Origin of the sequence: Serratia sp. PAMC26656 (assembly GCF_016469055.2) — a bacterium.
Taxonomy (GTDB): domain Bacteria; phylum Pseudomonadota; class Gammaproteobacteria; order Enterobacterales; family Enterobacteriaceae; genus Serratia; species Serratia plymuthica.
The window spans coordinates 1,136,866-1,149,963 of sequence record NZ_CP150486.1; the positions used below are offsets into that span (position 1 = coordinate 1,136,866).

At 56.7% G+C, this 13,098-nt stretch carries 12 protein-coding genes; 9 read left to right on the forward strand and 3 right to left on the reverse strand.

Features of this window, described 5'->3' with window-relative positions; genetic code table 11:
• The first annotated feature begins 56 nt into the window (after positions 1–56).
• The 4 genes from hupB (at position 57) to JEM67_RS05940 (ending at position 3,494) form a co-directional block, all read left to right on the forward strand.
• Positions 57–329, forward strand: a complete 273-nt coding sequence (hupB, locus tag JEM67_RS05925) for a nucleoid-associated protein HU-beta (RefSeq protein ID WP_006323936.1) — start codon at positions 57–59, stop codon at positions 327–329.
• Between the two features lie 182 nt (positions 330–511).
• Positions 512–2,395, forward strand: a complete 1,884-nt coding sequence (ppiD, locus tag JEM67_RS05930) for a peptidylprolyl isomerase (RefSeq protein WP_199636565.1) — start codon at positions 512–514, stop codon at positions 2,393–2,395.
• 138 nt (positions 2,396–2,533) lie between these two features.
• Complete coding sequence (locus JEM67_RS05935; RefSeq protein ID WP_199636564.1) at positions 2,534–2,923, forward strand: ComEA family DNA-binding protein; 390 nt, start codon at positions 2,534–2,536, stop codon at positions 2,921–2,923.
• A 157-nt stretch (positions 2,924–3,080) separates the two neighbouring features.
• Positions 3,081–3,494: an acyl-CoA thioesterase gene (locus JEM67_RS05940; protein ID WP_013811745.1), complete on the forward strand. Its 414-nt coding sequence runs from the start codon at positions 3,081–3,083 to the stop codon at positions 3,492–3,494.
• Positions 3,495–3,644: 150 nt separating this feature from the next.
• Here JEM67_RS05940 and queC read toward each other — a convergent pair whose 3' ends face one another.
• Complete coding sequence (queC, locus tag JEM67_RS05945) at positions 3,645–4,343, reverse strand: 7-cyano-7-deazaguanine synthase QueC (protein ID WP_199636563.1); 699 nt, start codon at positions 4,341–4,343, stop codon at positions 3,645–3,647.
• Positions 4,344–4,465: 122 nt separating this feature from the next.
• Positions 4,466–6,190: an SgrR family transcriptional regulator gene (locus JEM67_RS05950; protein ID WP_199636685.1), complete on the reverse strand. Its 1,725-nt coding sequence runs from the start codon at positions 6,188–6,190 to the stop codon at positions 4,466–4,468.
• 103 nt (positions 6,191–6,293) lie between these two features.
• Here JEM67_RS05950 and cof point away from each other — a divergent pair, with 103 nt between their 5' ends.
• Positions 6,294–7,118, forward strand: coding sequence for an HMP-PP phosphatase (gene cof, locus JEM67_RS05955; RefSeq protein WP_199636562.1), 825 nt, complete (start codon positions 6,294–6,296; stop codon positions 7,116–7,118).
• A 57-nt stretch (positions 7,119–7,175) separates the two neighbouring features.
• On the opposite strand, the gene JEM67_RS05960 is transcribed toward cof, so the two are convergent.
• A complete protein-coding gene (locus JEM67_RS05960) occupies positions 7,176–8,216 on the reverse strand; it encodes a PLP-dependent cysteine synthase family protein (protein ID WP_199636561.1) in 1,041 nt (346 codons plus the stop codon).
• A gap of 122 nt (positions 8,217–8,338) precedes the next feature.
• Between JEM67_RS05960 and JEM67_RS05965 the strand changes: the two genes are divergently transcribed.
• The 4 genes from JEM67_RS05965 (at position 8,339) to glnK (ending at position 13,079) form a co-directional block, all read left to right on the forward strand.
• The gene (locus JEM67_RS05965; RefSeq protein WP_013811750.1) at positions 8,339–8,800 is read left to right on the forward strand and encodes an Lrp/AsnC family transcriptional regulator; all 462 of its coding nucleotides are present in this window, start codon (positions 8,339–8,341) and stop codon (positions 8,798–8,800) included.
• Between the two features lie 94 nt (positions 8,801–8,894).
• Positions 8,895–10,670 carry a SmdA family multidrug ABC transporter permease/ATP-binding protein gene (locus tag JEM67_RS05970; protein ID WP_199636560.1) on the forward strand — a complete coding sequence of 592 codons (1,776 nt, stop codon included), beginning with the start codon at positions 8,895–8,897 and terminating at the stop codon, positions 10,668–10,670.
• Complete coding sequence (locus JEM67_RS05975; RefSeq protein WP_199636559.1) at positions 10,663–12,441, forward strand: SmdB family multidrug efflux ABC transporter permease/ATP-binding protein; 1,779 nt, start codon at positions 10,663–10,665, stop codon at positions 12,439–12,441. Before JEM67_RS05970 ends, JEM67_RS05975 begins: the two co-directional genes overlap by 8 nt.
• Before the next feature lie 299 nt (positions 12,442–12,740).
• Positions 12,741–13,079: a P-II family nitrogen regulator gene (glnK, locus tag JEM67_RS05980; RefSeq protein ID WP_004949337.1), complete on the forward strand. Its 339-nt coding sequence runs from the start codon at positions 12,741–12,743 to the stop codon at positions 13,077–13,079.
• Positions 13,080–13,098: the final 19 nt, after the last annotated feature.

The window sequence follows — 13,098 nt, forward strand, 5'->3', positions numbered from 1 at the left end:
GTCGCCACCGTAGGGATTTTTCGGTGCGACGATTGAATTCTAGAGGGGATGATAGAGTGAATAAGTCACAACTGATCGACAAAATTGCCGCAGGTGCTGATATTTCCAAAGCGGCAGCTGGACGTGCTTTAGATGCAGTAATTGCTTCTGTTACCGAATCCTTGAAGGAAGGGGATGACGTGGCCCTGGTTGGTTTCGGTTCTTTTACGGTGCGTGAGCGTTCGGCCCGTACTGGCCGCAATCCGCAAACAGGTAAAGAGATCAATATCGCGGCAGCCAAAGTTCCGGCCTTCCGTGCAGGGAAAGCGCTGAAAGACGCAGTAAACTGATCGTTTGCGTCTAACCGGTTAGCGCTACAGGGTTTTGTAATAAACAATCACCTGACGCAACGGTGCTGGTAAGGTAAGATATAAGGCGCATCAGATTGATGCGCTTTTTTTATTTTTGTCGCAGGGAACGCGCCTGCGCAAGGGTGTTTTTAATCCACATCACAGCGGAGTGTTGTCACACTATGATGGACAATTTACGCGCGGCAGCTAATCACGTCGTGCTCAAAATCATCCTGGGCCTGATCATTTTGTCATTCCTTTTGACAGGGGTGGTCAGCTATCAGGGGAGTGCCGGTGATTATGCAGCGAAGGTCAATGGACAGGTGATCGAGCGTGCTCAGCTGGAACAGGCTTTCCAAAGCGAACGCAGCCGGATGCAGCAACAGCTGGGTGACCAGTTCTCCGCACTGGCGGGCAACGAAGGCTATATGCAGCAGATGCGCCATCAGGCACTGTCACAGTTGATCGACAACATGCTGCTGGATCAATACGCCAAAAAATTAGGCCTGAGCGTCAGCGACGATCAGGTAAAAGACGCCATCCGTAAGGCGCCTTACTTCCAGACCAACGGCCAGTTCGATAATGCCAAGTATCTCGATCTGATTAGTCGCATGGGGTACACCGCCGATAACTTCGCGCAGTCGATGCGCCAGCAACTGGTTAATCAGCAGGTGATCCAGGCTTTCGGTCAATCAGGCTTCGTGTTGCCATCCGAGTCCCAAGGCATGGCTGCTCTGGTGCTGCAGGAGCGCAACGTGCGTCTGGTGACCCTGGACCTGAAAGCGTTGCAGGCTAAACAGACCGTGACCGACGATGAGCTGAAAGACTACTACAGCCAAAACAAGAACAGCTTCATTGCGCCGGAACAGGTCAAAGTGAGCTACATCCCGATGGACGCCGCCTCGATGCAAGACAAGGTGACGGTGGCAGATGCGGATATCAGCGCCTACTACGACCAGCACAAAAGCAGCTACGGCCAGCCTGAGCGCAAAAATTACAGTGTGATCCAGCTGAAAACCGAGGCGGAAGCCAATGCGGTGTTGGATGAGCTGAAAAAAGGCGGCGATTTCGCCACTCTGGCGAAAGAAAAATCCACTGACATCATCTCACGCCGCACCGGCGGTGAGCTGGGCTGGCTGGAGCCGGAAACGACCGCAGATGAGCTAAAGCAGGCTAACCTGACCGAAAAAGGCCAGCTTTCCGGCGTAGTGAAATCCTCCGTAGGTTATCTGGTAGTGCGTCTGAACGACATCGCTCCGGAGAAAGTGAAGCCGTTGAGCGAAGTGCGTGACGACATCGCCAAACAGGTCAAGCAAGAGAAAGCGGTAGACGCTTATTACGCGCTGCAGCAGAAGGTGAGCGAAGCCGCTACCAGCGATAACGAGTCTCTGGCGTCAGCTGAAGGGGCCGCCGGCGTGAAAGCGGCACAAACCGAATGGTTCACCCGCGACAACGTTCCGGCAGCGCTGAACTTTAAACCGGTCATCCAGTCGATTTTCGACGGTTCGCTGATTGGCGAGGGCGGCTCTCCGGGCAGCAACTCCGACGTGATCACCGTTGATGGCGACCGCGCCTTCGTGATCCGCGTGTCTGGTCACAAGCCGGAAGGCATTGAGCCGTTCGACCAGGTTAAAGATCGTGTGGCTGAGCTGGTTAAGCGCAACAAGGCTGAGCAAGAAGCCAAACTGCAGGGCGAGAAACTGCTGGTTGAGCTGAAACAGGGCAAGGGCGACGAAGCGATGAAAGCGGCCGGCCTGAGCTTTGGCAGTGTGCAGAAGATGGCGCGTGCGCCGGAAGACAGCCAACTGGTGCAGAGCGTGTTTGCGCTGCCGCATCCGCAGGAAGGCAAACCGGTTTACGGCATGTCGCAAGATCGTCAGGACAACGTGGTGCTGATTGCGCTTGATGCGGTGAATCCGGGCACCTTACCGGCAGAAGAAATGAAAACCTTCGTTGGCAAGATGGAAGAAGGGGCGACCGGTGTGTCCTTCGACTCTCTGCTGGCCAGCCTGCGTAAAGAAGCCAAGATCAAAATGGGTGCCGCTGAGCAGCAACAGCCTCAGTAAGCCCCGCATTTTTGTGCAACGCAATGTAATAACCAAAGGCCGCTTTCGCGGCCTTTTCCATATCTGAAATCCGCCAATTGCCGATCGTCACCCGCTGCGGCAAGGTAGCCATGCTGTTAAACACAAGGAGGATACAGCATGCAACTTACAGAAATAAAAGCAGTTAATGGTTATGGTTTCAGCCTCAAAGCGCTGCTGACGGCGGCCCTGATTTGCCTGACGGGGCCGTCGATGGCCGCAGTGGAAAAAGCGGGGGCTGCTCCGCCGGTATTATCTGCGCCGGCGGTTAAGGCGGGGCAGGGAAGTGAGGCTGTGGTCGCCGTCGATGATGAAGCCTCAGTCAGCATCAATCAGGCCGATGCCGAGCAACTGGCCAGCGTGTTGAAGGGCGTAGGGCTTAAGAAAGCGGAAAGCATCGTGCGCTACCGCGAGCAGAACGGTCCGTTTACACAGATAGAACAACTTCAGGAAGTACCGGGCATTGGGTCCGCACTGTTTGAAAGGAATCGCGCACGACTCAAAATGTGATGCTGTTCACGGCTGCGTGGCAAAATGCCATTGCAGCCTTTTTCCTCTGCTACATTTTACAGGTCTTACCAGTTTGGCATGTTGACCAAACGGGTGTGGGGGCAGTACGCCGTCCCCGCTTTATTCTGTAATCACCAGGCAGGAGCAGCGGTTCCCTATGCATCATACCTTTATTAAAGTCCGTGGTTATCATCTTGATGTTTATCAACACGTTAATAATGCCCGCTATCTGGAGTTTCTGGAGGAGGCGCGCTGGGATTGGCTGGAGAATCATGAAGGCTTCCGTTGGATGACGGAAAACAACATCGCCTTTATCGTGGTGAACATCAATATCAATTACCGCACTCCGGCGGTGTTGGGGGACAAACTGCGCATCGACAGCCAGATGGTGCAGCTTAACGGCAAAAGCGGTGTGCTAAGCCAGAAGGTGACGCAGGATGCAACGGGCACGCTGGTTGCGGATGCGCTACTGACCTTCGTCTGTATCGATCTGAAAACCCAACGGGCGTTGCCGATTGAGGGGCAACTGCGCGAACACCTGCAGGTGCTCACGCAGCCGGAGAATCAGTAAAGCAACGAGCGGCAATCTTTGCCGCCGTTATATCCGTCATATTTCAAGCGGCATCCTTGTTGGCTATTCGAATCACTTACTTGAGTAAGTTCATCGGGATGCGTTTGCTTGCCGCCTCGATGCCACTCGAATTATTTAGGGTATGTACACTCAGGCCAGGCCGGTTTTCTGTTTCAGGCTCGCCATCACTTCGGCTTTGTTGATTTGATATTGCTTCAGGCCGTTGGCGCGCAGGTGGCAGGCAGCGCATTCGCCGCAGCCATCGCCCTGAATACCGTTGTAGCAGGTCAGGGTATCCTGACGTACCCGATCCAACTGCTGATAGTAATCCGCCAGCGCCCAGGTCTCTGCCTTATTCAGCCACATCAACGGCGTTTCGAAGCGAATATCGCGGGCGATACCGAGCACCACTGCGTGATTCAGCGCTTTGACAAACTCGTCGCGGCAATCCGGGTAACCGGAAAAGTCGGTTTCACAAACGCCGGTGATCACGGCTTCGGCTTCCACCTGGTAGGCATAGATAGCGGCCAGCGTCAGGAACAGGATATTACGGCCCGGCACGAAAGTGCTTGGCAGCCCGTCTTTCTGCTCGCTGTCATAAACAGGCACCGGAATGTTGTCACGGGTCAGGCTGCTGATAGCCAGCTCGTTGAGCAAGCCCACGTCCAGTACCTTATGCGCTTTGGCGCCAAGCGCCACCGACAGCGCCTGAGCGACTTCGATTTCGGCGCGGTGACGCTGGCCGTAATCGAATGTGATGCAATGCACTTCATCGTACTGCTGCAATGCCTGAATCAAGCAGGTCGTGGAATCTTGTCCACCGCTGAAAACGACAACCGCGCGTTTCATAAAATCACCTTATTTTATGGCTGAAGCCAGACCCGATACATGCCCGGGCGGCCAAATAAAAAATGCGTGCGGCAACTAGGGTAGCAGAAATGGCTGCATGTCGTAGCCGCCGCTTCTATTTATCACTGAGGAGGCTCTGGTTGATTCTCCACCGGGGGTGGCAGCCAGGCCTGGCAGAAATCAAACCAGCCATAGGCGGTCAGGGTGACGCCATGAATGCGCGGTGGTGCGCTGATTTGATATTGGTAGTGAAACAGCGGGGTGATGATCGCCGCTGCCATCAACTGCTGATAGTAAGTTTTCAATTGCTCAAAACGCGGTTGCTGCGCGGGAAGTTGCTGGATCCGTTGCAACGTTTGTTGCTGATGTTGCCAGCGTGAGTCAGGCAAAATGCCACGCCACAGCGTATCTTGCCGCAACCAGCTTTCCAGCGTGGCCTCTGGCGACTCGCCGATCAGGTTATCCGCCAGCAGGAGATCGGCCTGCTCGATTTGCTCCGCACTTTGCCAGCGTTTGCCCGCATAGTAACGCACCTCCAGCTCACAGCCATGGCGTGCCAATAACTGTTGCAGCGCCACCGTGACCGTCTCCAGCTCAACCGGCGGACGGTACAACAGCGTCAGCCTGGCGGGCAGGGCAATATCTTCGCTGGCTTGATGCTGCGGGATCGCCCAGCCAGGCAGCATCTCGCGGCTGGGAGTGATGACGCTGTTGGGTACCGGCAGATTGGCCAGCAGGCCGGATTGCTGGATTAGCATCAGCAGTTTCTGCCCCTGCGCTTCACTTAGCACGCCATGCTTCAGGTTAATCGCCAGATAGCACCAGCCCAGGCTCATGCTGCGTTGCACCGGCCGGGCCAGCGCCAGCTCTTCCTGAGGGCCGATGGTAATACGCACCGGGTGCTGGCAACTGGTGTAGGCGCTGCCGGCATGCAGTTCCGGGGTAATCCAATACTCAATGCTCTCCAGATAAGGATGCTGCAAATGGTAAAACGAATGCTGTTCCAGGCGAACCAGATGCGGCTCATTTAACATCAGCTTAAAGGGGCCGGCGCCAATGCCCGGTGAATCTGGGTGAGTCAAAAGACAGGGCAACTCTGCCAGCCGGTGTGCCAGCCAGTAGTCTGGGCGCTGCAGATCAAACTGGATGCACAGCGCATGAGGCAGGCTGATGGCGGCAACGCTGGCCAGGCTTGGCTGGCTGCGCGGGTGCTGGAACAATTTCTTCAGCGTTTGCAGCAGCTGTTGCCCGGTCAGAGGTTCGCTGTTATGCCAACGCAACTGGCTGCGCAGGAAAAACTGCCAGCGCAGGCCATCCTCGCTGATTTGCCAGTGATGAGCCAGATCCGGTTGCGGCTCGGGGTTGCCGGTCATAAAGCGCGTCAATCCGGCGTGCAGGGTGGCGACCAGATGCTGCTCGGCACGGCCGGTGAGGGTCAGCGGATCCAGGGTTTCCAACGTGCGGTAGTAGGGGATACGCAGCGTCGGGCTGCCCGCCTGCCATTGGCCGCCGAGGTGCGGGCTGAGCAACTCTTGCAGATGCTGCGGATCCAACTGCGCCATTTCCAGCGCGCCCTGATGATCGCCATTATGCAACAACCTTTGCAGATGAGCGGCCCGCAGTTCATCCGGGGTTTTCAGGCAGTGAAGGCGGGCACGTTTGCCGCGCCCGGCCTGTGAATGCCAGCTCAGCCAGCCTTGATCCTGCAACTGCTGCACCAGCGTGCGGGCATGGCGTTCGCTGCAATAGAACAGCGCCGCCAGCTCGCCGATAGTGATCGCCACCGGCGCGCCGCCGATCTGCTGGTACAGGCGTTGATATTGGCTGAGACGGTGGGTCAGGCGCATGATAGAAATCCGGAACAGTTTTGCAGAATTGTTCACTATTACTTCCGCAAATGCCATCCCATACTGCAGTGATTGTAATCGCGTTCACATTCACGAGGTCTTTATGTATCGTCTGGCGGCTTTTGATATGGATGGTACTTTGCTGACGCCGGATCACCGGGTCGGATCGGAAACCCTGGCGGTGCTGAAGCAACTGGTTGAACGGGACATGATCGTGACCTTCGCCACCGGGCGCCACTACCTTGATGCTCAGCCGATCATGGCGCAACTCGGCCTGCAGGGCTATCTGATTACCGGCAACGGCACCCGGGTTTATGACAATCAGGGGCGGCAGTTGCACGCCACCGATTTGCCTGCCGATATTGCCGAAGAGGTGCTGCATACCCACTGGCGCACTGAGGCCAGCATGCACGTTTTTCGTGATGAAGGCTGGATAACGGAATTTGCGGTACCGGACGAGATGCTAAGGGCACACCACCTGAGCGGTTTCCGTTTCCAACTGGCGGAACTGCGCCGGTTGCCGGCGTTCGGCAACAGTAAAGTGTGTTTTATCGCGCCGCACGAGGCGTTACTGGCGTTGCAGCTGCAATTGCAGGCGCATCTGGGCGATAGGGCCGATCTCTGTTTTTCCGCCTACGAGTGCCTGGAAGTACTGCCGCTCGGCTGCAACAAGGGCACGGCGTTGGATATGTTGAGCCGCCACCTGGGGATAACGATGGCGGACTGCATGGCGTTTGGCGATGCGATGAACGACAAGGAGATGCTGGCGACGGTGGGGCACGGCGTGGTAATGGGCAATGCCTTGCCGCAGTTGAAGTCGCTGCTGCCCCGGCTACCGGTTATCGGCCACTGTGAACAGCAGGCGGTGGCTCACTATTTGCAACATTGGCTGCGTTCACCTTACCTCACCTATTCCCCCGAATTATGAGGTTTTACTTTTACAGCCGGCCGGGTATGACTTACCCGGCTTTTTTGTTCTCGAGGTCTACAAATCTTCCAGTTGCGCCAGCCAGGGCGTCAGGTCACCGATATTGCCGCTTACCCATTCTGGGTTGTAATAAGTGTCCAGATAGCGTTCGCCGCTGTCGCACAACAGGGTAACGATCGATCCCTGCTCACCCTTTTCACGCATTTGTTTCGCCAATTGCAGCGCGCCCCACACGTTGGTGCCGGTGGATGCACCCACTTTGCGCCCCAGAACCTTTTCCAGCCAGTGGATAGTGGCGACGCTGGCCGCATCCGGTACGCGCAGCATAGCGTCGACCACCGACGGAATAAATGAAGGCTCGGCGCGTGGGCGGCCAATGCCTTCGATCCGGCTGCCGCAGCTGCCGATAATGGTGCGGTCACGCTGGTGGAAACAATCGTAGAACACCGAGTTCTCCGGATCGACTACCGTCAGGCGCGTGTCGTGCCCTTGATAGCGAATATAGCGCCCCAGAGTTGCAGAGGTGCCGCCGGTACCGGCGCTCATCACAATATGTTTGGGAACCGGGAACGGCTCGCGCGCCATCTGGCGGAAGATACTGTCGGCGATGTTGTTGTTACCGCGCCAGTCTGTCGCACGCTCGGCGTAGGTAAACTGATCCATATAGTGGCCGCTCAGCTCTTTCGCCAACTGTTCGGAGACGGCGTAAATTTGCGCTGCATGATCGACAAAGTGGCAGCGGCCGCCGTAGAAGGCGATTTGCTCAACTTTGCGGCGCGCGGTACACGACGGCATTACGGCGATAAACGGCAAACCAATCAGCCGGGCGAAGTAGGCCTCGGATACCGCGGTACTGCCGGAAGACGCTTCGATAATCGTGGTGTTTTCGGTGATCCAACCGTTGCACAAACCGTACAGGAACAGGGAACGGGCCAACCGGTGCTTCAGGCTGCCGGTCGGGTGAGTGCTTTCATCTTTCAGGTACAGGCAGATACCGGGAAATTCAGGCAGGTTCAGGCGGATCAGGTGCGTGTCGGCGGAGCGTTGGAAGTCCGCTTCTATTTCACCGATCGCATATTTTACCCAAGAATTTGTCATCGTCTGGCCTCAGAATAGGGGGCTTGTTTACCGCGTAGCATAGCCTGTCGCAGGGAAAAAAGGATTGCCATTTTCCCTGTTTAATCGCCTAATAGGAGAAAATTTTTCTCCTGGTTGGCGATATGTTAGATAAAACAGACCGTAAATTACTGTGCATGCTGCAACAGGACTGCACGCAGTCGCTGCAGGCGCTGGCCGACGCGGTCAATCTGACGTCGACACCCTGTTGGAAAAGGCTGAAGCGGCTGGAAGATGAAGGCTACATCCGGGGGCGCGTCGCGCTGCTGGATAACGAAAAGCTGGGCCTGGGGCTGACGGCGTTTGTGCTGATCAAAACCCAGCAGCACAGCAGCGAGTGGTATCAGAAGTTCGTGCAACTGACCAAGCAGATGCCGGAAGTGCTGGCGTTCTATCGCATGGCGGGCGAGTACGATTACCTGATGCAGGTGGAAGTGGCGGACATGAAGAGTTACGACAACTTTTACAAGCGCCTGGTGAACGGCGTGCCGGGGCTGATTGACGTCACTTCCAGCTTCGCGATGGAAAAAATCAAATACACCACTGCGCTGCCGGTTCCCGAGTGAAATGTTCACCAAACTGGCAAAGTAACGGTGGTATTCTACTCTGCTGAGTCAGAGCGAGAGTAAAATCGACTACATTATCCTGGAATAAAACTGCGTGAGATTATTTGCTCAAATCGGCTGGTATTTCCGCCGCGAGTGGCGCCGCTACCTGGGTGCGGTGGTGCTGCTGATCGTCATCGCCATATTGCAACTGTTGCCGCCCAAGCTGGTGGGCATCATTGTCGACGGCGTCACCGAGAAACAGATGTCCGCCGGCGTGTTGATGGCCTGGCTGGGGCTGATGCTTGGGACTGCCGTGATTGTTTACCTGCTGCGCTACGTGTGGCGGGTGCTGCTGTTTGGTGCCTCCTATCAACTCGCCGTTGAACTGCGTGAGAATTTTTATCGCCAGCTCAGCCGGCAGAACCCGGCCTTTTATTTGCGTCACCGCACCGGTGATCTGATGGCGCGTGCGACCAATGATGTGGATCGGGTGGTTTTCGCCGCCGGTGAAGGGGTGCTGACGCTGGTGGATTCACTGGTGATGGGGTTGGCGGTGCTGGTGGTGATGAGTACCCAAATCAGCTGGCAACTGACCCTGCTGTCGCTGATCCCGATGCCGATCATGGCGATTGTGATTAAGTATTACGGCGATCAGTTGCATCAGCGCTTTAAATCGGCGCAGGCAGCGTTTTCCAGCCTGAACGATCAGGCTCAGGAAAGCATGACCAGCATCCGCATGATCAAGGCATTCGGCCTGGAAGATCATCAGTCCAACCAGTTTGCGGAAGTCGCCGCCCAAACCGGCGCCAAAAACATGCATGTGGCGCGAATAGACGCCCGTTTTGATCCGACGATTTATATCGCCATCGGCGCCTCTAATCTGTTGGCGATCGGCGGCGGCAGCTGGATGGTGGTCAACGGTTCGCTGACGCTTGGTCAACTGACCAGCTTCGTGATGTACCTTGGCTTGATGATTTGGCCGATGCTGGCGCTGGCCTGGATGTTCAACATCGTGGAGCGCGGCAGCGCAGCCTATGGCCGTATTCGCAGCCTGCTGGAGGAAGCGCCGGCGGTGACGGACGGCGAGAACATATTGCCGGCCGGGCGCGGCAGCCTGGAGGTCGACATCCGGGCGTTCCATTACCCGGGAAATTCGCACGCGGCGCTGCACGATGTGGCGCTGAAGCTGGAGCCGGGGCAGATGCTCGGCCTGTGCGGGCCAACCGGCGCCGGGAAGTCGACGCTGTTGTCGTTGATCCAGCGTCAGTTTGACATTGATGATGGCCAGGTTAGCTATCAGGGGATGCCGCTGACCCAGGTGAAGCTTGACGATTGGCGCTCAAGGCTGTCCGTGGTCAGCCAGACGCCGTTCCTGTTTTCGGACAGCGTTGCCAACAATATCGCACTGGGTAATCCGGGGGCGACGCAGGAGCAGATTGAGCGCGCAGCCCGCCTGGCCAGTGTGCATGAGGATATCTTGCGGTTGCCGCAGGGCTATGAAACCGAAGTGGGTGAGCGCGGCGTAATGCTCTCCGGTGGGCAGAAGCAGCGTATTTCCATTGCACGTGCCCTGTTGCTGGATGCGGAGATCCTGATCCTCGACGACGCGCTCTCGGCGGTGGATGGTCGTACTGAACATCAGATCCTGCACAATTTACGCAGTTGGGGGCAGAACCGTACGGTGATTATCAGCGCGCACCGGCTTTCGGCGTTGACCGAAGCCAGCGAGATCCTGGTGATACAGCACGGCGACGTGGCGCAGCGCGGCCAGCATGCGTCGCTGGCGGCTCAGCCAGGCTGGTATCGCGATATGTATCGCTATCAGCAACTGGAGGCGGCGCTGGATGAAGCTCCGCAAGTCGGCGAGGAGATGTTAGCCAATGAATAAAATGCAAAAGCTGTGGCCGACGCTGAAACGGCTGCTGGCTTATGGCTCGCCCTACCGCAAACCGCTGGGGCTGGCGGTGTTGATGCTGTGGGTAGCGGCAGCGGCGGAAGTCGCCGGGCCGATTCTGGTCAGTTACTTTATCGATAATTACGTCGCCAAAGGCCAATTGCCGTTAATGATCGTCTGCGGGCTGGCGGCGGCCTACATTCTACTGGAGCTGTTGGCGGCGGCGCTGCACTATTTTCAGGCGCTGCTGTTCAATCAGGCCGCGGTGGGGGTGGTTCAACGTCTGCGTACCGATGTGATGGACGCTGCACTGCGTCAGCCGCTCAGCGCCTTCGACACGCAACCGGTCGGGCAGTTAATCTCCCGGGTGACCAATGACACCGAAGTGATTAAAGATCTGTACGTGATGGTGGTTTCCACCGTACTGAAAAGCGCCGCGTTGATTGGTGCCATGCTGGTGGCGATGTTCAGCCTCGACTGGCGCATGGCGCTGGTGGCGATTTGCATCTTCCCGGCGGTATTTGTGGTGATGGGCATTTACCAGTACTACAGCACGCCGGTCGTGCGCCGGATGCGCGGCTACCTGGCGGACATCAATGACGGTTTTAATGAAGTGATCAGTGGCATGGGCGTGATCCAGCAGTTCCGTCAGCAGATCCGCTTTGGCGAACGCATGAGCGCAGCCAGTCGTTCACACTATTCCGCGCGTATGCAGACGCTGCGCCTGGACGGTTTTCTGCTGCGGCCGCTGCTCAGCCTGTTTTCGGCGCTGGTGTTGTGCGGCCTGCTGATGCTGTTTGGTTTCAGCGGCGAAGGGTCGATAGGCGTCGGCGTGCTGTATGCCTTTATCAATTACCTGGGGCGGTTGAATGAGCCGTTAATCGAACTGACGTCGCAACAGTCGATCCTGCAACAGGCGGTGGTGGCAGGCGAGCGCATTTTCGAGCTGATGGACCGCAGCCAGCAAAGCTACGGGACGGACGATCACCTGCTGGAAAGCGGCCGTATCGACATCGACAACCTGAGTTTCGCTTACCGTGAAGATAAAAAGGTGCTGCAACATATTTCGCTGTCGGTGCCTTCGCGCGGTTTCGTGGCGCTGGTTGGCCATACCGGCAGCGGCAAGAGCACGTTGGCTAATTTGCTGATGGGCTATTACCCGGTCAATGAAGGTGAAGTGCGCCTTGACGGCCGTCCGCTGTCCAACCTGTCGCACCGCACGCTGCGCCAGGGCGTGGCAATGGTGCAGCAAGATCCGGTGGTGATAGCCGAATCGGTGCTGGCCAACGTGACTCTGGGGCGCAACATCAGCGAAGAGGCGGTCTGGCAGGCGCTGGAAACGGTGCAGTTGGCTGAGCTGGTACGGACCTTCCCGCAGGGTATCCATACCCGTCTGGGTGAGCAGGGCAACAACCTGTCGGTGGGCCAGAAACAGCTGTTGGCAATGGCCAGAGTGTTGGTGCAGGCGCCGCAGATCCTGATCCTCGACGAGGCGACCGCCAACATTGACTCCGGAACCGAGCAGGCGATCCAGCGCGCGCTGCGTTTGATCCGTGAACACACCACGTTGGTGGTGATCGCTCACCGTTTGTCGACCATTGTCGATGCCGACTCGATTCTGGTGTTGCACCGCGGTCAGGCAGTCGAGCAGGGCAATCATCAGCAACTGCTGGCGCAACAGGGGCGTTACTACCAGATGTATCAACTGCAACTGGTGGGCGAGGAACTGGCCGCCGCCAGCCGCGAAGAAACGCAAATCGCATAATCCCAGGGGCCGGTCATCAAAACCGGCCCTTTCTTTTTCTCGCCACGCACCACAAACAGGCATCCCTCCTTTTCAAATCCCTTTCTCTGCACTTTTTAGACGCGTCGCGCACCAAAATGGTGCGCAATATTTAATCAATTCCCTTAGTGGGAACCGGTTGCCGGGTAGCCGTGGTGCGTCGCATCGCCACCCCGTCGGTTAATTTGCTGAATTCGCGTACAAAACCATTTGTGGCATAGCCTTTGCTTTATAAGACTCGTACCAAGGGGGAGTTTGGGCTTAATTCGTGGAGGGGCAATATGAAGCTGGTTACCGTGGTGATTAAACCATTCAAGCTGGAGGACGTGCGTGAAGCCCTATCCTCTGTAGGTATTCAGGGGCTGACCGTAACCGAAGTGAAAGGGTTTGGTCGCCAGAAGGGACATGCTGAGCTCTATCGCGGAGCGGAATACAGCGTCAACTTCTTACCTAAAGTCAAAATCGACATTGCTATCGCCGACGATCAGTTAGACGAAGTGGTTGATGTCATTAGTAAAGCGGCCTACACCGGTAAAATCGGTGACGGCAAAATTTTCGTTGCCGAATTGCAACGTGTCATTCGCATTCGCACCGGCGAAACAGACGAAGCAGCACTGTAATCACAGGCTCAGTAAAGTA

What these genes read in the sequence shown, in the direction of transcription:
- JEM67_RS05940 (WP_013811745.1), top strand. Translation starts at nt 3,081, where the DNA reads ATGCATCATACCTTTATTAAAGTCCGTGGTTATCATCTTGATGTTTAT.
- JEM67_RS05975 (WP_199636559.1), top strand. Translation starts at nt 10,663, where the DNA reads ATGAATAAAATGCAAAAGCTGTGGCCGACGCTGAAACGGCTGCTGGCT.
- glnK (WP_004949337.1), top strand. Translation starts at nt 12,741, where the DNA reads ATGAAGCTGGTTACCGTGGTGATTAAACCATTCAAGCTGGAGGACGTG.
- JEM67_RS05965 (WP_013811750.1), top strand. Translation starts at nt 8,339, where the DNA reads ATGTTAGATAAAACAGACCGTAAATTACTGTGCATGCTGCAACAGGAC.
- JEM67_RS05960 (WP_199636561.1), bottom strand. Translation starts at nt 8,216, where the DNA reads ATGACAAATTCTTGGGTAAAATATGCGATCGGTGAAATAGAAGCGGAC.
- ppiD (WP_199636565.1), top strand. Translation starts at nt 512, where the DNA reads ATGATGGACAATTTACGCGCGGCAGCTAATCACGTCGTGCTCAAAATC.
- JEM67_RS05935 (WP_199636564.1), top strand. Translation starts at nt 2,534, where the DNA reads ATGCAACTTACAGAAATAAAAGCAGTTAATGGTTATGGTTTCAGCCTC.
- cof (WP_199636562.1), top strand. Translation starts at nt 6,294, where the DNA reads ATGTATCGTCTGGCGGCTTTTGATATGGATGGTACTTTGCTGACGCCG.
- JEM67_RS05950 (WP_199636685.1), bottom strand. Translation starts at nt 6,190, where the DNA reads ATGCGCCTGACCCACCGTCTCAGCCAATATCAACGCCTGTACCAGCAG.
- queC (WP_199636563.1), bottom strand. Translation starts at nt 4,343, where the DNA reads ATGAAACGCGCGGTTGTCGTTTTCAGCGGTGGACAAGATTCCACGACC.